General features: G+C 59.0%; 23 protein-coding genes. 11 read left to right on the top strand and 12 right to left on the bottom strand.

Features of this window, described 5'->3' with window-relative positions; translation table 11 throughout:
• Positions 1 to 99: 99 nt before the first annotated feature.
• Both AC19YY_RS28170 and AC19YY_RS28165 read left to right on the top strand, forming a co-directional pair.
• Positions 100 to 708: a LysE family translocator gene (locus AC19YY_RS28170; RefSeq protein WP_169956967.1), complete on the top strand. Its 609-nt coding sequence runs from the start codon at positions 100 to 102 to the stop codon at positions 706 to 708.
• A gap of 186 nt (positions 709 to 894) precedes the next feature.
• A complete protein-coding gene (locus tag AC19YY_RS28165) occupies positions 895 to 1,344 on the top strand; it encodes a hypothetical protein (protein ID WP_170043214.1) in 450 nt (149 codons plus the stop codon).
• A gap of 312 nt (positions 1,345 to 1,656) precedes the next feature.
• Here the strand turns inward: AC19YY_RS28165 and AC19YY_RS28160 are convergent, their stop codons facing one another.
• Together AC19YY_RS28160 and AC19YY_RS28155 are read right to left on the bottom strand one after the other, a co-directional pair.
• Positions 1,657 to 2,043 (bottom strand): hypothetical protein, encoded by a 387-nt coding sequence (locus AC19YY_RS28160; RefSeq protein WP_170043215.1) that lies wholly within the window; start codon positions 2,041 to 2,043, stop codon positions 1,657 to 1,659.
• Positions 2,021 to 2,197, bottom strand: a complete 177-nt coding sequence (locus AC19YY_RS28155; RefSeq protein WP_169956971.1) for a hypothetical protein — start codon at positions 2,195 to 2,197, stop codon at positions 2,021 to 2,023. The genes AC19YY_RS28160 and AC19YY_RS28155 overlap by 23 nt, the downstream gene beginning before the upstream one ends.
• A gap of 138 nt (positions 2,198 to 2,335) precedes the next feature.
• Between AC19YY_RS28155 and AC19YY_RS28150 the strand changes: the two genes are divergently transcribed.
• Complete coding sequence (locus AC19YY_RS28150) at positions 2,336 to 3,010, top strand: response regulator transcription factor (protein ID WP_500605178.1); 675 nt, start codon at positions 2,336 to 2,338, stop codon at positions 3,008 to 3,010.
• Positions 3,003 to 4,334 (top strand): sensor histidine kinase, encoded by a 1,332-nt coding sequence (locus AC19YY_RS28145; RefSeq protein WP_170058015.1) that lies wholly within the window; start codon positions 3,003 to 3,005, stop codon positions 4,332 to 4,334. Before AC19YY_RS28150 ends, AC19YY_RS28145 begins: the two co-directional genes overlap by 8 nt.
• Positions 4,335 to 4,530: 196 nt before the next feature.
• Here AC19YY_RS28145 and AC19YY_RS28140 read toward each other — a convergent pair whose 3' ends face one another.
• The 8 genes from AC19YY_RS28140 to AC19YY_RS28105 form a co-directional block, all read right to left on the bottom strand.
• Positions 4,531 to 5,844 (bottom strand): autotransporter domain-containing protein, encoded by a 1,314-nt coding sequence (locus AC19YY_RS28140; RefSeq protein ID WP_500605177.1) that lies wholly within the window; start codon positions 5,842 to 5,844, stop codon positions 4,531 to 4,533.
• 44 nt (positions 5,845 to 5,888) lie between these two features.
• Positions 5,889 to 6,368: a hypothetical protein gene (locus tag AC19YY_RS28135; protein WP_500605176.1), complete on the bottom strand. Its 480-nt coding sequence runs from the start codon at positions 6,366 to 6,368 to the stop codon at positions 5,889 to 5,891.
• Between the two features lie 151 nt (positions 6,369 to 6,519).
• On the bottom strand, positions 6,520 to 7,128 hold the full coding sequence (locus AC19YY_RS28130) for a TetR/AcrR family transcriptional regulator (protein ID WP_424082619.1): 609 nt from the start codon (positions 7,126 to 7,128) through the stop codon (positions 6,520 to 6,522).
• Positions 7,129 to 7,197: 69 nt separating this feature from the next.
• Positions 7,198 to 8,862 carry a cation/acetate symporter ActP gene (actP, locus tag AC19YY_RS28125; RefSeq protein WP_500605175.1) on the bottom strand — a complete coding sequence of 555 codons (1,665 nt, stop codon included), beginning with the start codon at positions 8,860 to 8,862 and terminating at the stop codon, positions 7,198 to 7,200.
• Positions 8,859 to 9,170, bottom strand: a complete 312-nt coding sequence (locus AC19YY_RS28120) for a DUF485 domain-containing protein (RefSeq protein ID WP_101270074.1) — start codon at positions 9,168 to 9,170, stop codon at positions 8,859 to 8,861. Before AC19YY_RS28120 ends, actP begins: the two co-directional genes overlap by 4 nt.
• Positions 9,171 to 9,434: 264 nt before the next feature.
• Positions 9,435 to 10,244: an AraC family transcriptional regulator gene (locus AC19YY_RS28115; RefSeq protein WP_177009969.1), complete on the bottom strand. Its 810-nt coding sequence runs from the start codon at positions 10,242 to 10,244 to the stop codon at positions 9,435 to 9,437.
• Positions 10,245 to 10,371: 127 nt separating this feature from the next.
• Positions 10,372 to 11,556, bottom strand: coding sequence for an acetyl-CoA C-acyltransferase family protein (locus tag AC19YY_RS28110; protein ID WP_500605174.1), 1,185 nt, complete (start codon positions 11,554 to 11,556; stop codon positions 10,372 to 10,374).
• Between the two features lie 68 nt (positions 11,557 to 11,624).
• The gene (locus AC19YY_RS28105) at positions 11,625 to 12,398 is read right to left on the bottom strand and encodes an enoyl-CoA hydratase (protein ID WP_500605173.1); all 774 of its coding nucleotides are present in this window, start codon (positions 12,396 to 12,398) and stop codon (positions 11,625 to 11,627) included.
• 193 nt (positions 12,399 to 12,591) lie between these two features.
• Between AC19YY_RS28105 and AC19YY_RS28100 the strand changes: the two genes are divergently transcribed.
• From AC19YY_RS28100 to AC19YY_RS28085, 4 genes are all read left to right on the top strand, one after another.
• Positions 12,592 to 13,662: an AraC family transcriptional regulator gene (locus AC19YY_RS28100; RefSeq protein WP_500605172.1), complete on the top strand. Its 1,071-nt coding sequence runs from the start codon at positions 12,592 to 12,594 to the stop codon at positions 13,660 to 13,662.
• A 37-nt stretch (positions 13,663 to 13,699) separates the two neighbouring features.
• Positions 13,700 to 13,891: a hypothetical protein gene (locus AC19YY_RS28095; protein ID WP_424082632.1), complete on the top strand. Its 192-nt coding sequence runs from the start codon at positions 13,700 to 13,702 to the stop codon at positions 13,889 to 13,891.
• 133 nt (positions 13,892 to 14,024) lie between these two features.
• Entirely contained in the window at positions 14,025 to 17,507 is a 3,483-nt protein-coding gene (locus AC19YY_RS28090; RefSeq protein ID WP_500605171.1) for an indolepyruvate ferredoxin oxidoreductase family protein, read from the top strand.
• Between the two features lie 40 nt (positions 17,508 to 17,547).
• Positions 17,548 to 18,777: a pyridoxal phosphate-dependent aminotransferase gene (locus AC19YY_RS28085; RefSeq protein WP_500605170.1), complete on the top strand. Its 1,230-nt coding sequence runs from the start codon at positions 17,548 to 17,550 to the stop codon at positions 18,775 to 18,777.
• Here AC19YY_RS28085 and AC19YY_RS28080 read toward each other — a convergent pair.
• On the bottom strand, positions 18,695 to 19,513 hold the full coding sequence (locus AC19YY_RS28080) for an AraC family transcriptional regulator (protein ID WP_500605169.1): 819 nt from the start codon (positions 19,511 to 19,513) through the stop codon (positions 18,695 to 18,697). The genes AC19YY_RS28085 and AC19YY_RS28080 overlap by 83 nt on opposite strands.
• Positions 19,514 to 19,588: 75 nt before the next feature.
• Positions 19,589 to 20,614 (bottom strand): GlxA family transcriptional regulator, encoded by a 1,026-nt coding sequence (locus AC19YY_RS28075; RefSeq protein WP_106803945.1) that lies wholly within the window; start codon positions 20,612 to 20,614, stop codon positions 19,589 to 19,591.
• A gap of 96 nt (positions 20,615 to 20,710) precedes the next feature.
• Between AC19YY_RS28075 and AC19YY_RS28070 the strand changes: the two genes are divergently transcribed.
• From AC19YY_RS28070 to AC19YY_RS28060, 3 genes are read left to right on the top strand one after another with little or no spacing between them, the layout of a single operon-like run.
• Complete coding sequence (locus AC19YY_RS28070; RefSeq protein ID WP_106803944.1) at positions 20,711 to 21,427, top strand: NAD(P)H-dependent oxidoreductase; 717 nt, start codon at positions 20,711 to 20,713, stop codon at positions 21,425 to 21,427.
• Positions 21,424 to 22,260, top strand: a complete 837-nt coding sequence (locus tag AC19YY_RS28065; RefSeq protein ID WP_495093859.1) for an enoyl-CoA hydratase-related protein — start codon at positions 21,424 to 21,426, stop codon at positions 22,258 to 22,260. Before AC19YY_RS28070 ends, AC19YY_RS28065 begins: the two co-directional genes overlap by 4 nt.
• Before the next feature lie 18 nt (positions 22,261 to 22,278).
• Complete coding sequence (locus tag AC19YY_RS28060) at positions 22,279 to 23,046, top strand: SDR family NAD(P)-dependent oxidoreductase (RefSeq protein WP_106803943.1); 768 nt, start codon at positions 22,279 to 22,281, stop codon at positions 23,044 to 23,046.
• The last annotated feature ends 144 nt before the right edge of the window (positions 23,047 to 23,190 follow it).

Genomic DNA, 23,190 nt, shown 5'->3' with positions numbered 1-23,190 from the left:
CGGGAATTGTATCTCTCGATCTGCCCCCAGCTGTACGGGGCGAGGCGCCACAGAACCCTCTACTGTCAGTGCAACAATAAATCGCCTGGATAACGCCCCATGTTCATGTCCACCAGCCTGCTGTCGGCCTTTGCGCTGTTTGCCTTCGTGTCTTCGATTACCCCTGGGCCCAATAACACCATGTTGCTGGCGTCGGGAGTGAACTTCGGTTTTCGCCGCTCCATTCCCCATGCCCTGGGGATCAGCGTGGGTTTTATGGTGTTGGTGATTTCGGTCGGCCTGGGCCTGGGGGAAGTGTTCAAGGCGTGGCCTTGGGCCTACACCGCATTGCGTTACATCGGCGCGGCGTATTTGTTGTACCTGGCGTGGAAGATCGCGACTTCAAGCGCGATGTCGGATGACACGGACGGCAAGCGCAAGCCCATGACCTTTCTCGCCGCTGCGGTGTTTCAGTGGGTCAACCCCAAGGCCTGGGTCATGGCGTTGGGGGCGATCACCACCTATACGCCGGCGGAAGGTTACTTCACTAACGTGCTGATCATTGCCGTGGTGTTTGCTGTGGTCAACTTGCCGAGTGTGTGCGTGTGGGCCGGGTGTGGCACCGGCTTGCGCAATGTCTTGCGTGAGCCGCGCTGGTTGAAGCTATTCAACTGGTCGATGGCGGGGTTGTTGGTGTTGTCGTTGTACCCGATGTTTTTCCTCGGGTGACAGGTTCGGGATATCAAGCCTTGGGGCTATCGTGAATGACTCTAATGAACTGTGAGAATTGACAGTATCGGACAGTCAGTGGCTTGCCCACTATCAATTGCTGTCCACGGTTTTCGAGCCTTTCAACGAATGTTGTTTTTGGGGCGTCGTTAAACCATCAATCTTGAGTCAATGGAGTGTCACCCAATGTCTAAGGAACTCATCAGCCCGCCGGGCGCAGACGCGTTGCAACCCCATCCCGAAGCCGGAGGTTCTGCAGAGGGGTTCAAAGCCCCGCCCTCTCAGTTGGCCTATCTCAAAGACAACTCGGTTAACCCAGCCAGGTACTTGATGATGTCCAGCGGATACGTCATGACCACCAAGGATATTAACCAGGCCTCGAAATTCCTGGTTATCAGTTATGGCGACGGGAATTGGTACATTATGACGGTCGATACCGCAGAGTATCTTTCGTTTACCGACCGCAGCTACCTCTACGCCTATTCGGGCTGGAGTAATGCGAGATACGTGACCCTCGACCCCGTGAGCTTTAAAAAATACCCGGGGCTCTATCTGCATAATGGCTACGTCTGTTGCAATGGCCTCAAGGACAAGCCAGACAGCCTGATGAGCGTCCATCCCGAGTTGATCAACTAGCGGTTAAACACGCCAAATCGTGCGCTGGGTACAGCGGTGTATCACGCGCACCTTGACCCGGGTTTCAGACCGGCGAGATCGTAGCCAGCAGGCCGATTCCAACGGTCAGTGCCAGAAACCCGAGAAGAAAAAATGCCATCTTAGCCATGGGGCCTCCAAAAGGAAGAAGGGCGGCTGGAGAGTTCCTGCCGATGAGCCATTGTCACGGTTGTGGTCTGTTCGGTACAGATGCAGGTGTTAAAGAAAAAAGCGTATCAGATGCAGCTTGCACGCTGCTGTACCGAGGTTTCGGCTGGGGCGTGGAGGTGCCGATCAGACTGTCCGGGCAACTTTAGCGCGCCTGGGATTGGCGTCCAGCCGGCGCAGGCTTTCGACGGCAGGCAGGATGTATTTGAACCACTGCGCGCGGTGCGGGCCTGGCTGGTCGCGCATCTGTTCGATGCCCGGCGATTGAGCTTCATCGATGGGGTAGCAGTCATCACTGCTGCGCCTGCCGTCGCGGTACACAATAAAACCGCCGCGCCCGCTGCCACATTGGTGCAGGTATACCGGCGACAGTTCTCGTTGCTTATCAACGCGCGCATTCAACTGGACGATGTAGGCCCCCATGGCAAGCGACACGCCCACAATCAGCCCCAGGCATAGCACCAACTGCCAGGTGTAGCTGGCCCCCGCCTTATCGCAATGCACTGGCGACACAGCATGCAGCTGCCTGCTCGATGCTCTGGCCCACCAGGAACCCGCTACCGCCCCCCAGGTTGACCAGCTGCCCCCGCGAAGGCAGGACGCTGGCCATCAGGGCGAATAAAATCAGGGCCAACAGGACTCTTTTGACGATCGCATAAAGGTTCATGACGGTGCTGACCTCAGGATTTGAAGAGCCCCAGCTTAGAGAGTGCCGGGTTAACGCGAGGTAAACATCCGCTGGAAATCGCTCGACTTCCGTTATCCTTCACTCCTCTGCGCAACACCCGTCCGAGGGGACTTTTTAGTGCATATTCACCTGCTGCTGGTCGAGGACAACCTGGATCTGGCCACCACCGTCATCGAGTACCTGGAGATCAGCGGCATGGTCTGCGACCACGTCACTAATGGCCAGGCTGGCCTTAACCTGGCACTCGCCCAGCATTACGACGTCATTCTCCTGGACATCATGTTGCCGCGCCTCGACGGCCAGCAGGTGTGCGAGCGGTTGCGCCAGCAAGGCAGCCAGACGCCCATTCTCATGCTCACTTCACTGGACGCGCTCTCGGACAAGCTCGCCAGCTTTGCAGCGGGCGCTGACGACTATCTGGTCAAGCCATTCGAGCTGGCCGAGCTGGTGGCCAGGATTCGCGCCCTGAGCATGCGCCGCAGCAGCCAGACCAGCCGCCTGCAGGTAGACGATCTGGTGATGGACCTCACCACCCGCAAAGTCAGTCGCGCCGGGCAGGCGCTGCATTTGTCACCCATCTGCTGGACCTTGCTGGAATACCTGATGCGCGCCAGCCCTGAACCCGTGCCCCGGGAACGCCTGGAAACTTCAGTCTGGGGCGACGAACCGCCGGACAGCAACACCCTCAAAGTGCACATGCATCGACTGCGCAAGGCGGTAGACAAACCCTTCGGCCGGCCGTTGATCCACACCCTGCCTGGGGTCGGTATCCAGGTAAAAACCCATGCGTAACGGCTTGAGCTTGAAGTGGGTGATCAGCGGCAGCTTCCTGCTGCTGATTGCCGTGGTGTTACTGATCTACAGTCAACTATTGCCGGTATACACCGTGCGCGGCCTGCTCTACACCGCCAGTGCGATGATGGAAGAAGAGGCGCAGTACTTCATCAGGCACTATAAAAAGGACCCGACCACACCCCCTCCGCACAACTACTTCTTCGAGGGCGTCATTGGCAAGGAAGCCTTGCCGGCGAGCGTGCGTGAGTTGCTCAAGGCGCCGCCGAGCATGTCTTTCGGTGCCGTGCAGGTGTTCGGTGATACCGACTCCGATGACGACGACGCCGAGGTCCGGGCGGTTCTCTCCCAAGACCTGGGTGACGGCAAGACCCTCTATATGTATGACATCGACCATGACCACGAAGAGGGCGGCGAGGTCGAGACGCCGCTGTCCGATGCCTACTTTGACCAGGTGCTGCAAGGCGTGGTGTTTGTCAGCCTGGCGGTGTTCGTGCCGGCGCTGATCATCATCGCCCTGTTGGTCTGGTGGCTGGTGCGGCCGCTGGGGCGCCTGGCGCAATGGTCCAGCACCCTGAAAAACCCTGACGCAATGGCCAGCGCGCGCCCGGATTTCAGCTTCAAGGAGTTCAATACCCTGGCCGACGCCCTGGCCCAGAGTGTCGAGCAAGTACAGGCCGCCAGCCAGCGTGAAGGCCGCCTGTTGCGCTACACCAGCCATGAACTGCGAACCCCGCTGGCGGTGCTCAAGGCCAATATAGAACTGCTGGCCCTGCAGGCCGGCGGTGTCCTGCCATCCTCCCTGCAGCGTATCGAACGCTCGGTGTTGAACATGCAGCTTATCGCCGAGACCTTGCTGTGGATGAGCCGCGAACGTCCCGAACCGCTGCCCGAAGAAGACATCGACCTGAGCGCGTTGGTCGGCGAGCTGATTAACAAACATCGCTACCTGATCGGCAATCGGGATATCGAACTGCTTGTCGACATCCACAGCGAACCCTGCCGACTACCCCCCACCGCGTGCCGCATCGTGATCGGTAACTTCCTGCGCAACGCCCTGCAATACGCGGAAGAGGGCCAGGTAGAAATCAGCTTCAACTACCCGCGCCTGGTAATTGCCAACCACATCAGGGAGGCCAAGCCGAGGGAGGAATCCAGCGATTACGGCTACGGCCTGGGGCTGCAGTTGATGCGGCAGCTGTGCGCAAAACTGGGCTGGCAGATTGATGTGATTCTTGAGCAACAGCGTTTTACGGTGGTTCTTGAGTTTGCGGGATGTCGAGAGTTCGCAGGCGAGGGATTTGCGGCGCCACTAGTCAAATAGCGGAGCAGAAAAGATAAGGGCCTGCATAAAGTTCATCATGCAAGCCCTTGATATCTATGGTGCCCGAACCCGGAATCGAATGACGGCATAATATATTGAAGTATTCAAGTATTTTCTTGGTTCGCGGAAGTTTTATCCCTAAAAATATCCTATTAGGAGTGAAGGCTTCTGGGGCGGTGACGGCCCCAGACCCGCGTTAGAGATCGTAGCTAAAGCTAGCCATTATCGAGCGATCATCCTGCCGGTTGCCAAAGGTACTCATCGCATTCAAGTTCATGCCCCATCCTGAAGGAAGATGGATGTCGACTTGCGCGCTCAGGCGCCCGAATGGTCTTTCGTCCGTCCCGTTGACGGGGGTTTTGATGTTGAAATTGGGCGCGTTGCGTTGAAAGCTTTCAAGCGTTCGATCACTGTCGGTCAGGACTTGCTCTGTGGTCAGGCGCAGCAGTGACTCTACGGATGCCCCGTGGCTATTGATGCGTTTTCCTATCTGCCCACCCAGGCTGGCATTCAGTTGTTCGTATTGCTGGCCGCGCACACCCATTTGCAGTAATGAATCGCCTTGCTCGGAGTAGCCACTGATTCTGCTACGCCAGTAATCCAGGCCGATCACCGGGGCCAACTCAACCGACTCAAAGTGAAACCACCGGCCTGCACGTACTGTGGCACTCAAGACATTGGCATTGGGTGAGGCAGACAGGCTGTCGAACACGCCGGCCCGTGAGATATCGAACTGGCCTGCGCCATAGGCCACCCCCATATTGATAAATGTTCCTCGTGCGGCAAAGCTCGCGAGGACCGCGGCCTGGCCCATTTGCAATGCGGTGTTGCTGCCACCTCTGGTTGCTTGTCTCGATTCGATATCTGAGTAGTTAAGAGCTGCTCCGAGCGTCCATTCACTTGAGAGTCGGTAGTCGACTCCGATACTGATGGTGTCGCTCTTCAAGGTGTTTTTTCCGCGATCGAGCCCAGGCCCCGGTATCTGCGAATGATCGGCCCCATGGGCTGTGCCACCGTTGATAAACACCGTCCATGACGAAGCTTGATCGCGCTCCTGAAGATCGATACCCCGCAGGTCATATCGACTGATCAGCGGCTGAAGAAAATTGGCGCCTGCTGAACCGACCATGGTCGATTGCACGCTGAGCGTGTTTCGAGCATTGATGATATTGGCGATATAACTCGCAATAAGTCTTTCAAAGCGGTCGGTGTAATGAATGCTGTCCTTCATTAAGTAAGTGTTTTGTTGTGCAAGTGTCAACGTGTCGCATTGGTTTGCCTCGCAGTTATCCAGGCTGGTGACATGAGTGAAACCATATTTCACGGGATCGCTGACCGTATTTCTCAATAACGTCAGTACATCGAAATAGTAGATGTTCACGTTGGAAATATTAAGCGCCAGCAGTTTCTGGTTGAAATTTTTGGCAGCATTTGAAAGCGCTTCAAGGCCCGGATCTACCGCGGACGAAGGGCCTGCCAATAACGAGACGTCATCAAAACCAATCAGCACAAAGTTATGTGCGCCCAGTGCCTGAAGTGTGCGGATGCCTGTTTCTATATTGTTGACGTAGGTATCCAGTGCCGCGAGGGATGCGTCATCGAAAATGTCGTTGGTGCCAATCCAGATACCAACCAGGTCATTTTCGCCGAGGAATTTTTTCCACTGACCACGTCACTGCGGAACTTTTCAATTTGGGTTAGAAAACCGGTCGGTGCTCCCACCAAGGCGTCATCAAAACCGCTATATCCACTTTTTGCGCCGCCGATTGCATAGCCATTGGTGTCGCTGAATGAAAGTCCGGACAGACCGGGTAATACTTCGGCCCATGTGCTGCCATTGGTGAATTTCCCATCTGCGCCCGGGTAGCGACCCGGGGCGTTACCGATGGCTGCGCCAAATTCACGCACAGAAATACCATTGTCGGTGAGGCTGTCGCCAAAGGAGTAGAAAGAATTGGCCTGGGCGGAGTAAGACGATAGCGACAAGGCGCCAGCGATCAGGATACTGCGGACTCGCGTGTCTGTGATATTCACTGTCTCTTCCTGTTTTTATTGTTTTGGCAGCGATTCCGTAAATACGGAAAAGTGTATTGGTGATGTAGCCATACGTTCTGGATCGAGAGGATTATGCGCAGGGTAGGGCGAGGTACAAATGCTAGAATTTAAAAAATCACTTGTGTATTTTCTAAACTAATCTACGGATAGTTGTACGTTTGTGTATTTGCAACTTGTTTATGGCCGTTATCAGGAAGTCCTGCAGAAATTTATGTTGCTGGCGTTGATCTATCGCTGAGCCCGCCAGCCAGGTCGGGGCAAATTGCAGTAGGTTCGCGATAAGCCTGGCGATGAGTTCGGCTTCAGGATCAAATATTTGGGCAGGTGTGCCCAAGGTCCTATAAAGATCGCCTTTGTAGTCTTCACGCAGGGTTTGCAAACGCTGCTGTTGCTCTTCGGTCAAGCACCCAATGTCCCGTTCCGCCAGGCGGAAGTGCCAGGGCATCTCTGCATGCAGGCGAAGGTGTACCTGAATCAACAGGTTGAGTTTTTCCGGCTTTTTCACCGCTAAGCGCCTGACGCTGGCGACGGCGGCAAGCAACTCCTCATATAACTCTTCAATCAGGTCGAACAACAAGTCCTGCTTACTGGGGTAATGGTGGTAAAGCGCGCCGGGTGACAGGCCCAGGGAGGAGGCAAGTTCACGCATGCCAACCTGACTGAAGCCTTTGCTGGCCAGCAGTTCCAGCACCTGGGGCCGGTACTGGCCGAAATGCGACCGTCGTTCAGAAACAGGCATCGTCGGGCCTCTCGATAGCTCAAAAAAAGGGAGCGTGACGCGATTGCGCCACGCTCTCGTTAGAAGTTTTCAGTGCTGTGCGGCTTTCTCAGCTCCCCAGCCGGTTTCGGCGCGTACGCTTTGCTGCTCGTATGCATCACGTTCGCTCGTAGTGCTCGGGCTGCGATCCAGGCAGGAAACGCCCCACGCGACGGCGAAGGCCAACGGCATCGAGAACAGGGCGGGGTAGTCGTACGGGAACAAGGCCTCGGGGTGATGCAGTACCTTGACCCATACCCCCGGCGACAGCAGCACCAGCGCCAGGGAACTGACCAAACCGCTCAGCCCGCCCCACAGTGCGCCACGGCTGGTCAGGCCTTTCCAGTACATGGCCAGCAGCAGAATGGGAAAGTTTGACGAGGCCGCAATACCAAAGGCCAGCGCCACCAGGAACGCCACGTTCTGCCCCTTGAACAGAATCCCCAACGCAACTGCCAGCACACCCAGGATCACGGTGGCCCAACGGCTGACGCGCATTTCCTTGCCACTGTCGGCTTTGCCCTTGCACAACACGTTGGCGTAGAGGTCATGGGAGATGGCGGACGCGCCGGCAAGCGCCAGGCCCGACACCACGGCCAGGATCGTCGCGAAGGCGACGGCGGCGAGGAAGCCGAACATCAAATCACCGCCCAAGGCTTGCGCCAGATGCATGATTGCCATGTTTACGCCGCCCACCAGTGGCCCGCCGATCACGCCTTGGTCGAAGTAGCTGGGGTCGGTGCCGACGATGCTGATGGCAGCGGTGCCGAGGATGCACACCAGGATAAAAAACAGACCGATCAAGCCATAGGCCACCAACACCGATTTGCGCGCCGCCTTGGCGTCCGGAACGGTGAAAAAACGCATCATGATATGCGGCAAACCGGCGATGCCGAACACCAGCCCCAGGGACAGGGAAATCATCGACACCGGGTCCGTGGCGATCTTCAACGGCCCGAGAATCAGCTGTCCGCTCTGATGTGTCGCGACGGCGCTGTCAATCATGCGCTCCATGCTGAAACCAAAGTGCTGGAATGCCAGCCCGGTCAGCAGGATGCCGCCACTGAGCAACAGCACGGCCTTGATGATCTGCACCCAGGTGGTCGCCACCATGCCGCCGAAAGTGACGTACACCACCATCAGCACACCGACGCAGACCACTGCAACTTCATAGTCGAGGCCGAATAGCAAGTTGATCAATTGCCCGGCGCCGACCATCTGCACAATCAGGTAGAAACATACGATGACGAACGAGCTGAACGCCGAAAACAAGCGACTGGTCACCGGGTCGAGGCGATAGGCGATGATGTCGGCCAGGGTGTAGCGCCCCAGGTTGCGCAGACGCTCGGCCATCAGAAACATAATCAAGGGCCAGCCAAGAATCGCGCTGACCGAGTAAATCATGCCGTCGAAACCGGTTGAAAACACCATGCTCGAAACACCCAGCAGCACGGCGGCGGACATGTAGTCGCCGGCAATCGCAAAACCGTTTTGTACCCCGCTGATGCCGCCGCCGGCGGTATAGAAATCCGCCGCTGAGCGTGTGCGGCCAGCCGCCCAGTAGGTGATGCCGATGGTGGTCACGACGAACGCCAGGAAAATCGCAATGGCAGTCATGTTGGGCTGGCGCGCAACGGCTTGGCTGGTTTGAGCCAGGACCGCAAAGCTGCACAGGCAAAGCACCGCCGTGGCGAATAACAGGCGAGAGGCCTTCATGGTTGCACCTCCGACAGCAGCGCCCGGTTCAGCTTGTCGAACACGTGGTTGGCGCGAAACACATACAGCCCGGTCAAGAGCCAGGAGCCGACAATCAGGATGAGTGCCGACCAGATCCCCACCGTGATGCCACCGCCCACAGGCACATGCAACAGGACATGGGGGAACCAGGACACCGCCGCGACAAACAGCGAATAAAGCCCTAATACAATGGCACTGAGGGTGAAGGTCAGGCGAGTGCGACGCCGGACCAGTTCGCGATAACGCGGGCTGCTGCGCAACGCCTGATAGGCAGGGTGCAATGACATGTTGAGCTCCTTGATACCTTGATTGTTATTGGCTGGAGTTTTTTGTTATGGGGTTGCCGTGCTTGCGCACCGCGGGTGCTGCACTACGCCCCGCCGCGTTTCCATAACGCGTGGAGTGCGTGCCGGAATCAGCCTTGCAGGTGTGATGAGGACGTCATGTCCGGTGTAGGTGGCGTTAGCTTATCCAGTGCCTCACAGGCATTTAAATAACCCGATGCGCCGATTAACTTGCATAACCCGCCAGTTCATTGCGGCGTCTGGGCCTCAGGTTCTTCGCGGGCTGCACCAGCGCGTGGGGGAAAGGCCGAAGGCCTTCTTGAAGTGCCGGGTCATATGACTCTGGTCGAAGAAGCCGGCTTCGATCGACGCATCCGACAAGCCTTGCCCGGCTTGGACGAGAGCCTTTACGCGATCGAGGCGACGCAGCGTCAGATAGCGATGGGGGCTGGTGCCGAAAAACTCGCGGAAGTCACTCGACAGGCTCCAGCGGTCGCGCCCGGCGCAATGAGCGAGGTCATCGAGGGTGATTGCCTGGTCGAGGTTGTCGTCGATGTATTCGCGCGCGATGGCAGCAGCCGCAAAGTGATGGGACGTACTGACAAGGTCACTGCTGGCGACGCTGGCGAGGGTGATGACAAATGTGTAGAGCGCGTCATCCTCGGCCATGGAGTCCAGGTCGGCATCCAGTGTGTTGAGCAGTGCGTCGGCGGCCACCGCCAGTTGCTGATTCTGAGTGATACCGGCGCCGAAAAAGGGCAGGGCGCTGCCCTTGATGATGTCTTGAACCAGCGAGGGCGGCACATACACGCCGCGATAGTGGAAACCAGCGTCGGAGCCGGCGCAACCATCATGGGATTCATCCGGGTGAATGATCATGGTTTCGCCGGGCAGGCACAGTTTGGATTCACCTCGATAGTGAAAGCGGTGTACGCCCGACAGGGTCCGCCCGATTGCGTAGGTATCGTGTCGGTGCGGATCAAACGCGTGCGAACCGAAGTAGGCTTCAAAACGCTCTACTTTTGAGGTCGGCGCTGCGTGTCTCACCCAGTCTTGTTTCGGTTGGTCGTTTTGCATGTTGGCGCACCGAGGCGATACCGCTGTTGTCTGGCAGAGCATAAGCAGATGCATCGCCGTTTGGCTTGGACGTTTGTGGGTTTAACCTGGCCTGACGGTTTTCGCGGGGCAAAAGCCGACCGGCGGGTTACATCCGCTCGAGAACGGCGGCAATTCCTTGACCACCGCCAATGCACATGGTGACCAGGGCATAACGCCCGCCACTGCGTTGCAGCTCATGGATCGCCTTGATCGCAATCACTGCACCGGTCGCCCCCACCGGGTGCCCGAGGGAGATGCCCGAACCATTGATATTGACCTTGTCCGGGTCAAACTCCAGTTGCTGTGCCACGGCACAGGCCTGGGCCGCAAAGGCTTCATTCGACTCAATCACATCGATGTCCTGGATGCTCAAGCCGGCGCGCTTGAGGGCCAGGCGGGTGGCCGGAACCGGGCCTATACCCATGTAATCCGGATCGACACCGGCATGGGCATACGCGACTAGGCGCGCGAGGGGCTGCAGGTTGTGTTGCTGGATCGCGCTGGCGTTTGCCAGCACCACAGCAGCCGCGCCGTCGTTGAGGCTTGAGGCATTGCCGGCGGTGACCGTTCCGCCTTTCCGGAACGCCGCATGCATTCGGCCCAGTTGTGCGAGGTCGAGATTGGCGCGCACGTTTTCATCGGTGTCGAACAACACCGTCTGGCGCTTGACTTGCACCTCAACCGGGACGATCTGCTCCTTGAATCGGCCTTCGCTTACCGCGCGAGCAGCGCGCTCCTGGCTTTGCAGGGCCAGGCGGTCCTGCATGTCGCGGGTAATGCCGTAGCGCTTGGCGATATTTTCGGCGGTCACGCCCATGTGCGTGCGCTTCCACGGGTCATGCAGGATGCCATTCATGTAGTCCACGGCCTGGCTATCACCCAGACGGCTGCCCCAGCGGAGGTTGGGCAGCAGGTACGGCCCACGGCTCATGGACTCCGCACCACCGGCAACGGCCAGGGCAAAATCCCCCAGTAAGATACCTTGTGCGGTACTCACTATCGCTTGTAGCCCGGAACCACATAGGCGGTTGACGTTGAAGGCCGGGGTTTCATGGGGCATCCCGGCACCGATGGCCGCGACTCTGGAGAGATAGGCATCACGTGGCTCGGTGGGCACTACATTGCCCATGACAACATGGCCGATAGGCTCGCCATCGATCCCGGCATGGGCCAAGGCGCCTTTGACGGCGACGGTAGCCAGGTCAACCAGGGGCACATCTTTCAGGCTGCCGCCAAAACTGCCGATGGCGGTGCGCGCGGTGCCAACGAAAAACACATCTTTGTGGGCCATGGAAGGCTCCCGTTTTGAGAGGTAAAAGTTGAAGGAGGTTCGTCGCAGCTAGGGCCGCGGTGGCCAGGTCATCTGTGTTTGAACACGGGCGCACGTTTTTCGACGAAGGCGGCCATGCCTTCCTTTTGGTCGGCGGTGGCAAAGATCGAATGGAACACGCGGCGCTCGAAGCGCACGCCCTCACTGAGGCTCGACTCGAAAGCACGGTTGACACTTTCCTTGACCAGCATGGCCGCCGGCAGGGATTTTTCGGCGATGGCGCTAGCGGCCCTGAGTGTTTCCTCCAACAGCTTGTCGACTGGGAAAACGCGCGCCACCAAGCCTGCCCGCTCGGCCTCTTCGGCGCCCATGTGGCGTCCGGACAGGCACATTTCCATTGCCTTGGCCTTGCCGATGGCGCGGGTCAGGCGCTGTGTACCGCCAATACCCGGCAACACACCCAAGGTGATTTCCGGTAACCCGAAGCGCGCATTGTCGGCCGCATAGATGAAATCGCACATCACGGCAAGCTCGCAGCCGCCGCCCAGGGCATAGCCGGCCACGGCAGCGATCAGCGGCTTGCGGCGGCTGGCTATGCGGTCGGCGGCCGAGAAGAAATCATCGAGAAACACCTGAGGGTAGTTGAACTCGGCCATTTCCTTGATATCGGCACCGGCGGCAAAGGCCTTGATGGAGCCTGTGATGACCATACAGCCGACCGCCGGGTCGTTCTCCAGTTGATCCAGGGCCAGGTTAAGCTCGGTGATCACCTGGGTGTTAATGGCATTGAGTGATTGGGGGCGGTTCAACGTGATCAGACCGACGCGCTCATGGACTTCCAGCAGCAGGGTTTCAAACGGCATGGCTCAGACTCCGAAAGGTTTGCATTAACGGCCAGGCGATGGCTGCATTTTTCAAGCGGCCATTCGAGCAAGGTTGCGTTGGATATGGGCTTTGGCCTAGCTTAGCCAGTGCGCCTGGGCCCTTGAAATAACCCGATCCGCCGAATAGTTTGCATATCACGCCATATCAGCCGTCAGCATAGGAGCGCAGCAGGTGGACCATTCCGTGGATAACACCTTGCCCATGACCTTCGTTCAAGGCTTGCTGCAAGGGGCGTTGAACATCTGCAGCGAGGCAGATATCCGTGGATTCGTCGGTGCTGCGGGCATTGCCGGACATTTGCTTGAGGCACCGGGTGCGCGGGTGACTTACGACCAGTTTGTGCGTTTGTATCAGCAGGTCGCGCTGGGTACCGATGATGAAGTGATGGGGCAGTTTTCCAGGCGCATGCGCAGCGGCACGCTCAAGTACTTGTGTGCGAGCCTGCTGGATGCTCGTTCACTGAGTAATGCGATGTACCGCTTTACGCGATTCTGGAATTTATTGCTGGACGACTATTGTTTTGGCTACGACGAGCGCGACGGCCAGATGGTGATCTCGCTGGAGGCCCGTGATCCCGCCGCCAACGCCCAGCGCTGGGGGCACGAACTGATGATGAAACTCGTGCACGGCGTGGCCTCCTGGTTGGTAGGCCAGGAAATTCCGCTGCACAGCGTGGCGTTCTCCTTCGCTACGCCGGTGTATGCATCGGAATACATGCATATGTTTCCTGGCCCTGTCCGTTTCGAGCAGCCGTGCACGGCGTTGTCGTTCGATGCCGCGTGGGGCGCAATGCAGTTTCGCCGCAGCAAGGCCGAGTTACTGCCGTTCCTGCGCGAAGCGCCGCGCTACTGGCTGTTCACCACGTTGAAGGAGCGCCTGGTGGCACAACAGGTGCGGCAATACCTGTTGGCCCATCTCAAACAGGCTGACACCATCCAGGGCGCGGCCTCGGCGCTGTTGCTGTCGACCCGCACGCTGACGCGTCGGCTCAAGGAGGAAGGAACCAGTTACCAGATGGTCAAGGATGCGTTGCGCCGGGACATCGCCGTACAACAACTGATTCATACCGACCTCTCCATCATGCAGATTGCCTTGGGCTTGGGGTTTGATTCCACGGCGGTGTTTCACCGTGCCTTTCGTGGTTGGACCGGTAGCACACCCGGTGCATATCGGCGTCCAGGCGCAGACCTACAAACGTACAATCCAATTCCGGCGCCAGCCGATAAAGTCAGCTCCACATGACGGCTGACCCAGGCCGTCATCGCGACGGAGCAAGGTTATGACCCCTTTTCTGAGTTTGATCATTCGCCCTCATCGCAAGCGCAGCGACGGTGTTTACCTGCTGCTGGCGCTCCTGACGGGAGGCTTCTTTGGCGGCGTCATGGGGCTCAAGATTTCACTCGCGGCAGGGCTGGCGATTGGGGTGTTCTCCACGCTGGTGCTCTACACGATGTGGCGCTCGCCGGACTAGCCAGCCCTCATACCGTTTAGCCCCAAGACAGACGTAATACGCGCGGTCGTCTCCATGCAGCCGCGTGAGGGCAAGTCGCGCCTGCTCATCACTAAAAACAATAAATACCCCAACCAAGGGGTGGAGTTGAATGATGACCCTGAAGACCGTCCAGCTCGACGATAAATACACGCTTACCCAAGGGCGTATTTTCATCACCGGCACCCAGGCCCTGGTTCGATTGTCCATGACCCAGCGTCAACGTGATCAGCAAGCGGGCCATCACACGGCTGGCTACATCTCCGGCTATCGGGGCTCGCCCCTGGGCGGCCTGGATGATCAGTTGGGCAAGGCGAAAATACACCTTGAGCAGCACCACACCTTGTTTGTCCCAGGCATCAACGAAGATCTGGCGGCCACCACCATCTGGGGGGCGCAGCAGGCGCACCTGAGCGGTGAGGGCAAGTATGACGGTGTGTTCGGCATGTGGTACGGCAAGGGGCCCGGCGTTGACCGCACCGGTGATGCGTTCCGGCATGCGAACCTCGCGGGCACCGCGCAGTTGGGCGGGGTGCTGGTGCTGATGGGCGATGACCATACCTGCGAATCGTCCAGTACCTGCCACCAGAGCGAATTTGCCATGGTCGACGCCATGATTCCGGTACTCAGCCCGTCCGGCGTCCAGGAAATCCTCGACTTCGGCCTGATCGGTTGGGCGTTGTCTCGCTATAGCGGCTGCTGGGTCGGCATCAAATGCGTCAAGGACACCGTGGAGGCCACGGCGACCATTGACGTCGACATCAACCGCGTGAAAATCCAAATCCCCCAGGATTTTGCCCTGCCGCCCGACGGCCTCAATATCCGCCAGCCCGATACCCCACACGCACAGGAAGCGCGGCTGCACCGCTACAAGCTGAATGCGGTGCGCGCCTTTGCCCGTGACAACGCGCTGGACCGCGTAGTCATTGATGCCCCTGGCGCTACGCTTGGCGTGATCACCCACGGCAAGAGCTACCTGGATGTACTGCAAGCACTTGACGACCTGAACCTCAGCGAACAGGCCGCCGCTGTCATGGGGTTGCGCATTTACAAGGTCGGGATGGTCTGGCCTCTGGAACCCAAAGGCGCGCTACGTTTTGCCGAGGGCCTGAACAAAATCCTGGTGGTGGAGGAGAAGCGCAGCCTGCTCGAATTCCAGCTCAAGGAGCAGTTCTACGGCCGCGCCGGCGCCCCGGTCATTGTCGGCAAACTGGATGAGGCGGGCCAGACGCTGTTCCAGTCGGAAATGGCCCTTGACTCCAACCAGATCGCTATCGCCCTGGGCGAACGCCTGCTCGAACTGGGTAGCAACTCCAGCCTGCGTCTGCGCATTGAAGAGCTGCGTGCCTACCAAGTGGTCAAGGGCGACACCGAGTTGCTGGCACGCAGTTATTACTTCTGCAGCGGCTGCCCGCACAGCTCGTCCACGGTGCTGCCGGAAGGCAGCAAAGGCTACGCCGGTATTGGCTGCCACTGGATGGCGCAGTCCATGGACCGCTCCACCCTGGGCTACACCCACATGGGCGGCGAAGGCATGGTGTGGGTCGGCGAGGCGCCGTTTTCCAAGCGCAAGCACATGTTCCAGAACATCGGCGATGGCACCTATTTCCACTCCGGGTATCTGGGCATACGCGCCGCCGTTTCCGCCGGCACCAACATCACCTTCAAGATTCTGTTCAACGACGCCGTGGCCATGACCGGCGGGCAGAAACACGATGGCGCATTGACCGTATCGGCCATCGCTCATCAAGTCAGTGCCGAAGGGGTCAAGCGCATCGTGGTGGTCAGCGATGAGCCCCACAAATACCCGCTGGAGACCGCCTGGCCCGCCGGCGTGACCTTCCATCACCGTGACGAACTCGACAACGTCCAGCGCGAGATTCGCGAGGTGCAAGGCACGTCGGTGCTGATCTACGACCAGACCTGCGCAGCGGAAAAGCGTCGGCGCCGCAAGCGCGGTACTTTCCCCGACCCGGCCAAACGCATCGTGATCAACGACCTGGTGTGTGAAGGCTGTGGTGACTGCGGCGTGAAGTCCAACTGCGTGTCAGTGCAGCCGGTGGAAACCGAGTTTGGTCGCAAGCGTGCGATTGATCAGTCTTCCTGCAATAAAGACTATTCCTGCGTCAACGGCTTCTGCCCAAGCTTTGTCACCGTTGTTGGCGGCAGCCTGAGCAAGCCGGAGGCGGCCGTGCAGGGGCAGGCGGTACCGTTGCTGCCGGAACCGATGCGGCCGAGTATCGATGATCGGGTCTACAGCATTTTAGTCGCGGGCATGGGCGGCACTGGGGTCGTCACCATTGGCGCCATTTTGGGCATGGCTGCGCACCTTGAAGGGCGCGGCTGTGGCTTGCTCGATATGGCGGGCCTGGCCCAGAAGGGGGGATCGGTGTGGAGCCATCTGCGCTTCGGCCCCGACCCGCAGTCAATCAAGACCATCCGTATCGCCGCCGGTGGCGCCGACCTGGTGCTGGGCTGCGACCTGATTGTGGCGGGCAACACCAAGACCCTCGCGGCAACGCGCCATGGCAGCACCTACGTCTTGGCCAACACCCAGGAAACCATGCCGGGTGCCTTTACTCGCAATGCCGATATGCAATACCCCACCCAAGCGCTGCGGCGCAATATCGTCGAGGCAGTGGGCCAGGATCATGCCGAGTTCGTAGATTGCGGTCGCATCGCCACAGCGCTGTTGGGCGATAGCATCGCCGCCAACATGTTCATGCTCGGGTTTGCTTACCAGCGCGGGCTGATTCCTATCTCTGCGACTTCAATCGAATCGGCCATCGAACTCAATGGCGCGGCCAAAAAGATGAACACAGAAGCCTTCCGTTGGGGGCGCCAGGCAGCGGTCAACCCGCAAGCCGTCGAGCAATTGCTGGAGTCCAAGGCTGCCGGCCAGGGTGTGCGTATTTCACCGGAGCCCGTCAAGACACTGGATGAGGTGATCGCTGTCCGTCAGCAGTTCCTTACCGAGTATCAGAACAGTGCCTACGCCCAACGCTACAGCGCCTTGGTCGAACAGGTACGTAACGCAGAACAACGGCTCGGCACTGGACGTAGCGAACTGACCCAGGCCGTTGCCAAGTACTACTTCAAATTGCTGGCGATCAAGGATGAGTACGAAGTCGCACGCCTGCATGTAGAAAGCGGTTTCCTTGACCGCATCTCCCAGCAGTTTGAAGGCGACTACAAACTGGTGTTCAACCTGGCCCCACCGCTGTTTGCCAAACGCGCGCCTGATACCGGACTGCCGAAGAAAAGCGAATTTGGCCCCTGGATCGTGCCGGTGTTCCGCCTGCTCGCCAAGCTGCGTGGGCTACGGGGGACTGCGCTGGATGTGTTCGGCTACTCCGTCGAGCGCCGTCAGGAGCGCGCACTGATCCAACGCTACGAGGCGGTGATTGCTGAGGTATTGCCGCTGCTGGAGGACGGTGGCGCGCATTACGACACGCTGCTGGAGCTGGTTTCGCTACCCGAGCAGATCCGCGGTTATGGGCACGTTCGCGCCAAAGCCATGGCGTTGGCCAGGCAGCGCGAAAGCGTTTTGCTGGATGTGTTGCGCGGTCGTGTGATCGCGCTGAAAAAAGTGGCTTGAGTCACCCAGGTCGCACCGATTATCAATGGAGGATAAAACCATGAACTCACTGATCAAACCGCCCGTTATCGCCGCCCGTATGGACGATGTCGCGCCGTTTCATGTGATTGATATCCTGACCCGCGCCAAGCGGCTGGAGGCGGAAGGGCGCGACATTGTGCACATGGAGGTCGGCGAGCCCGACTTCCCGACCCCACCCGCCATCATTGCTGCCGGCCAAGCGGCCCTGGCCAACGGCAAGACCACCTACACCCCAGCGCTGGGGATTCCCGAGCTGCGGCAGGCGATCGCCGATTACTACTTGCGGCGCTATGGCGTCACGGTGCCGGCGGCACGCATCGTGGTGACGGCGGGCGCTTCGGGTGGGCTGTTACTCGCACTGGCCTGCCTGGCCGAACCGGGCAAGGAATGGTTGCTGACCGATCCTGGATACCCGTGCAACCGCAATTTCGTGCGCATCTTTGAGGGCGTGCCTACCTCGATTCCGGTGGGCGAAGCGCATAACTTCCAGCCCACCCTGGCTGACCTTGAAGCCCATTGGAATGATTCGACCGCCGGCGCGCTGTTTGCCTCACCGGCCAACCCTACGGGCACCATGCTCAGCCTCGAACAGGTCCGTACGTTCGCAGAGTTTATCCGCGCCAAGGGCGGACATTTTATTCTCGATGAGATCTACCAGGGCCTCACCTACGACCAGGAGTCCACCACCGCACTGCAGTGCTGCGAGGGCGTCTGGATCGTGCAAAGCTTCTCCAAATACTTCCAGATGACCGGCTGGCGCCTGGGCTGGCTGGTGGTACCCGAAGGCTATACACGGCACATCGAAAAGCTCGCGCAAAACCTGTTCCTGTCGCCATCGGCACCGGCCCAGTACGCGGCGCTGGCAGCCTTTAAACCCGAAACCCTCGACTTGCTGGAGACGCGTCGCATGGAGTTCCAGCGCCGTCGCGACTTCCTTTCTGCCGAGTTGGCAAGGTTGGGCTTTCGTGTGGTGGCCAAGCCGGAAGGCGCGTTTTACATCTATGCCGACTGTTCAGCATTCACCACCGACAGCTTTGCATTCGCCATGACGCTGCTGGAAGAGGCTGGGGTGGCAACGGGGCCGGGTCTGGATTTTGGGACCAATCAGCCGGAGCGCTATATCCGCTTCTCCTACACGACCAGTATTGAAAGGCTCATAGAAGCGGTTAGTCGTATGGAGCAGTTTCTGCAGGTGCGCCATGCTCTGGGAAAAGCCAACGGGAAGGGGCAATCCCAAAACTGCGCGTGAAGTGCCGGGACATATGGCTCTGGTCGAAGAAGCCCGCATCGACCGCGGCTTTGGACAAGGTCTGCCCGGCTTGTACCAATAGTTTTACGCGGCTTAGCCGGCGTGCGGTGATGTAGCGATGGGGGCTGGTACCGTAGAACACCCGAAAATCCTTTGACAGGCTCCAGCGGTCGCGCCCCGCGCACTCTGCGAGCTCGTCAAGGGTGATTGGGCCGTCCAGGTTGTCATGAATATAGTCCCGCGCCCTGCGTGCGGCCTCGAAATGATGGGCCGTGCGTGTGCGGGGTTGGCCGGTAACGGCCGCGAGGGTGGTCACGAAGGATAGCAGTGCATCTTCTTCAGACATGGGATCGAGGTCTTGCGCGTGCAAGAGTTCGAATACCGTCGTCGTCAGACGTGGGTCCTGGGATACCGCGGTTTTCAGGAACGGCAACGGTTTGCCCTGGAGGATTTGTTGTACCAGCGCGGGCGGCAAGTACAGGCCCTGATAGCGAAAGCCTGCGTCGGTACCAGCGCGGCCATCATGCTGTTCGTCGGGGTGCACTACCATCACTTCACCAGGGGCGCAAACTTTGGCCTCACCTCGGTAATTGAAGCGGTGCGCGCCGTGCAGCGTGATGCCGATCGCGTAGGTATCGTGCTGGTGCGTGTTGAACGCATGGGTGCCAAAAAACGCTTCGAGTCTCTCTATGGGGGAGGTCTGCGGCGCGTGTCTGACCCAGTCTTTTGTCTGCATCGGGAGCGGCTACTCAGTGATTTCCCGCAGAGTACGTCTGCACTGGGGGCCGTGGCTTGCACGTTTGTGGTTAGACTATCGTTGTCGATTGCCGCCCGTTGTCGCAAACCGACTGCGATAAGCGGCTGGCGTCGATCCCACTTGCTGGCGAAACAATCGCGTAAAGGAACTGGCGTTCTGATAACCGACTTGATTGGCAATCTCCTCGATGCTCAGATCGCCGCTCTCGAGCAGGGTCATGGAGATCTCAATACGCAGATTTTGCAGGTAGGCGAGGGGCGTTGTCCCCAGCACGCTGTTGAAGTGGCGGATCAGCGTACGCACGCTGACTGACAGCGCAGAAGCAAGCTCAGGCAGGCTTATATCCTCGGCAAAGTGCTTGAGCAGCCAGTGCTGTGCCTTGGCGACCATGGTGTCGCTGTGCACCGTTTCCATCTGCAGGGGCAGATAAGGCAGTTGAGTGGTCTGGCTGGTGTCGATAAGCATCGTTTTGGCGGTCAGGGTCGCGGTATTCGCGCCACAGAAATGCTCAACCATCCTGACCCCTTGCAGCAGATACGATGCATTGGCGCCGGCACACCACAGGCGGTCTTCCTCAGTCACCATCGAGCGCAATTGCAGGTTCACCGTGGGGTGGCGCTCGCGAAACAGCCGCTCCAGCCACCAGGTGGTAGTGGCCTGGCGGCCCTGCAATAAGCCTGTTTCGGCAAGCAGGAAGGTACCCGTGCAATTAGCGGCCAGCACCGCGCCCTCGCGCCATTGCGCCTTGAGCCACTCTAACTGCGGAGCGGCGGATTCGAGCATCTGTTCGAAAGCGTCATGCCCGGCGTAGTACAGCCCCGGAATAAAGATCATATCGACCTTCTCTTGCGGCAGTGGGGTGGCAATGTTCAACGCCAAGCCATTGCATGCCGTGACGGGCTTACCCTTGTTCGACACGAACTGCCAGGAAAAGGGCCGGGCAATGGCATTACCGGTCTTGTGTTGCTGGCGACTGAGGTGCGCATTGGTGACATGGAACACGTCGGCGATGCCGGCGAGGCTGGAGGCATAACAGCCATCGAGGGCAAGAATGGCGACGCGTACCGGGGTGATTTTCATAATGGCAAATTACGCATAAAAATAGTCATTAATGCCAATTTAGCACCGCGATCCGCTTCCGTACAGTGAGCTCATCAGCCATTGACCGGAGCTTTCATGAACGTACTGATTGTCCACGCGCACAACGAACCGCAGTCATTCAACACGGCCATGTTCAACCTCGCTGTGGAGGTGTTGAGCGGGCAGGGGCATGAGGTGGACGTGTCTGATTTATACGCGATGAACTTCAACCCTGTCGCCAGCGCCAGCGACTTTGGCCAGCGCGCCAACAGCGAGCACCTGGTCTACGCCCTGGAGCAGCGCAACGGTTACACCACTGGCACCCTCGCGCCGGACATCCTCGCTGAACTGGAGAAGATCAAGCGCGCCGACCTGATCATCTTCAACTTCCCGATCTACTGGTTCAGCATGCCGGCGATCATGAAGGGCTGGTTCGACCGCGTGTTCATTTCGGGGTACTGCTATGGCGGTGCACGCATTTATGACCGCGGAGGCTTGAAGGATAAAAAAGCCATGCTCGCGTTCTCCCTGGGCGGGCAGGACCATATGTTTGGTCCCGGCGCTGTGCACGGTGAGCTGGAAATCCTGTTGCAGCCCATCCAGCGCGGTGTGCTGGGCTATGTCGGTCTTACGGTGCTGCCGCCATTCGTGGCCTTCCATGTGCCCTATATCAGCCAGGCGGCGCGTGAGGACTACCTGGCGAAGTACCGCGAGCATCTGTTGACCCTGGATCAGCGTGCCGCGCTCGAGTTTCCGTCGCTTGACGACTACGACGAAATCCTGCGCCCAAAACCTTCGACGGCTCACGCGTGAAGGTCTGCGAGGTCGATATGACAGCTGCTTTAAACACAGATGCAGGCGTTCAAGTCGAACGCCAAGGGCTCATTGGTTTCATCACGTTGAATCGTCCTGAGACCGGCAACAGTGTGGATCTGGGCATGGGGCTGGCGCTGAGAGATGCGGTGCGCTCGTTGGTAGTGAACCCGCCAAGCGTTGTGGTGCTGCGCAGCAGTGGCGCGCACTTCATGGTGGGGGGCGATGTGCGCCGCTTCGAGGCTTTGTTGAATGTCTCCAACGCGGCGTGCGCCGATGAGTTGGAAACCCTGATCAGTGCCGTCAACGAAGCGGTAACCGGGCTGACGCAATTGCCCTGTCCGGTGCTGGCTTTGATCAACGGCGCGGCCGCTGGCTTTGGCCTGTCGCTGGCCTTGGCATGCGACATTCTGGTCGCGGCCGACGATGCAAGCTTCCTGATGGCGTACAGCGCAATTGGCGCAACGCCAGACGGCGGTGCTACCTGGCATCTGCCACGGCAGGTTGGGTTGCATCGGGCCATGGCCATCGCGTTGTTGAACCCGAAACTGAGCGCCGCGGACGCGAAGGCCGCGGGCCTGGTGACTGAAGTGGTGCCTCGCGATGAACTACACACCGCTGGCCTGGCCATCGCCCAGCGTTTGGCCGACGGCCCCGCGGCGGCGCATGCGGGGATCAAACGCTTGCTGCGTAGCGGCCTGGACGCAACCCTGGAAACGGCCTTGGCAGCCGAAAAAGCCACGTTCGTGGCGGTTTCCGCCAGCGCTGACTTTGCAGAGGGCGTCGCCGCGTTCTGCCAGCGACGCAAAACTCAATTTGGTGCTTCTCGTTAATTCTCCAAGAGGTCTTTCATGAACATCGAAGGTTCGGTTTTTTTCATCACGGGTGGTGCTTCAGGGTTAGGCGCTGCCACAGCCAAATGGTTGGTCGAGGCCGGTGCCCAAGTAGTGTTGGCTGATCTCAATACAGCGGCAGGTGAAGCGCTGGCGAATGAACTCGGAACGGCCGCGTTGTTTGTGCATGCGGATACGGTCGACGAACACTCCATGCAGGTCGCTATTGATAAATCGTTGAGCCGCTTCGGTCGGGTGGATGGACTGATCTGCTGCGCCGGCGTTGCGCCTGGGCAGAAGGTGCAGAGTAAAGTGGGGCCGCATGACTTGGAGACCTTTGCACGGGCAATCACGATCAATCTGGTGGGTACGTTTAACGCCATCCGATTGACCGTCGCCGCCATGAGCAACAATGTGCCCAATGGCGATGGCGAGCGCGGGGTGATCATCACGACCGCTTCCGTGGCCGCCTTTGATGGGCAAATCGGTCAGGCGGCCTATGCGGCATCCAAGGCTGGCGTGGTTGGCATGACACTGCCGATTGCCCGCGAGCTGGCACGTGTCGGCATTCGAGTCGTGACCATCGCCCCCGGCATCTTTGAGACGCCGATGCTGCTGGGTCTACCGCCAGCAGTACAGGAGTCCCTAGGCAAAACGGTGCCGTTCCCGTCACGTCTTGGACGCGGTAGCGAGTACGCGCAACTGGTAGCGTCGATCGTGCAGAACCCCATGCTCAACGGCGAGGTGATTCGCCTCGATGGTGCACTGCGCATGGCCGCCCAATAAGGAGTAACGCAAGTTACAGGGCGGTTGCAGGAGCTGAGTGCAACACGGTCATTGAATTGAAGCTGGAGCATCATGCCGCATAGCCATGGCCTTCTGCATCACCTCGCCCATAACTTCGATTGGGCATTTGAAGTCGAAGCGCTT

This window comes from Pseudomonas sp. MF09156 (assembly GCF_059862305.1).
The sequence above is the reverse complement of the archived record's forward strand: the minus strand, read 5'-3'. Positions and strand labels throughout refer to the sequence as shown.

What these genes read in the sequence shown, in the direction of transcription:
- AC19YY_RS28170 (WP_169956967.1), top strand. Translation starts at nt 100, where the DNA reads ATGTTCATGTCCACCAGCCTGCTGTCGGCCTTTGCGCTGTTTGCCTTC.
- AC19YY_RS28165 (WP_170043214.1), top strand. Translation starts at nt 895, where the DNA reads ATGTCTAAGGAACTCATCAGCCCGCCGGGCGCAGACGCGTTGCAACCC.
- AC19YY_RS28155 (WP_169956971.1), bottom strand. Translation starts at nt 2,197, where the DNA reads ATGAACCTTTATGCGATCGTCAAAAGAGTCCTGTTGGCCCTGATTTTA.
- AC19YY_RS28145 (WP_170058015.1), top strand. Translation starts at nt 3,003, where the DNA reads ATGCGTAACGGCTTGAGCTTGAAGTGGGTGATCAGCGGCAGCTTCCTG.
- AC19YY_RS28130 (WP_424082619.1), bottom strand. Translation starts at nt 7,128, where the DNA reads ATGCCTGTTTCTGAACGACGGTCGCATTTCGGCCAGTACCGGCCCCAG.
- actP (WP_500605175.1), bottom strand. Translation starts at nt 8,862, where the DNA reads ATGAAGGCCTCTCGCCTGTTATTCGCCACGGCGGTGCTTTGCCTGTGC.
- AC19YY_RS28120 (WP_101270074.1), bottom strand. Translation starts at nt 9,170, where the DNA reads ATGTCATTGCACCCTGCCTATCAGGCGTTGCGCAGCAGCCCGCGTTAT.
- AC19YY_RS28115 (WP_177009969.1), bottom strand. Translation starts at nt 10,244, where the DNA reads ATGCAAAACGACCAACCGAAACAAGACTGGGTGAGACACGCAGCGCCG.
- AC19YY_RS28110 (WP_500605174.1), bottom strand. Translation starts at nt 11,556, where the DNA reads ATGGCCCACAAAGATGTGTTTTTCGTTGGCACCGCGCGCACCGCCATC.
- AC19YY_RS28105 (WP_500605173.1), bottom strand. Translation starts at nt 12,398, where the DNA reads ATGCCGTTTGAAACCCTGCTGCTGGAAGTCCATGAGCGCGTCGGTCTG.
- AC19YY_RS28095 (WP_424082632.1), top strand. Translation starts at nt 13,700, where the DNA reads ATGACCCCTTTTCTGAGTTTGATCATTCGCCCTCATCGCAAGCGCAGC.
- AC19YY_RS28090 (WP_500605171.1), top strand. Translation starts at nt 14,025, where the DNA reads ATGACCCTGAAGACCGTCCAGCTCGACGATAAATACACGCTTACCCAA.
- AC19YY_RS28085 (WP_500605170.1), top strand. Translation starts at nt 17,548, where the DNA reads ATGAACTCACTGATCAAACCGCCCGTTATCGCCGCCCGTATGGACGAT.
- AC19YY_RS28080 (WP_500605169.1), bottom strand. Translation starts at nt 19,513, where the DNA reads ATGCAGACAAAAGACTGGGTCAGACACGCGCCGCAGACCTCCCCCATA.
- AC19YY_RS28075 (WP_106803945.1), bottom strand. Translation starts at nt 20,614, where the DNA reads ATGAAAATCACCCCGGTACGCGTCGCCATTCTTGCCCTCGATGGCTGT.
- AC19YY_RS28070 (WP_106803944.1), top strand. Translation starts at nt 20,711, where the DNA reads ATGAACGTACTGATTGTCCACGCGCACAACGAACCGCAGTCATTCAAC.
- AC19YY_RS28060 (WP_106803943.1), top strand. Translation starts at nt 22,279, where the DNA reads ATGAACATCGAAGGTTCGGTTTTTTTCATCACGGGTGGTGCTTCAGGG.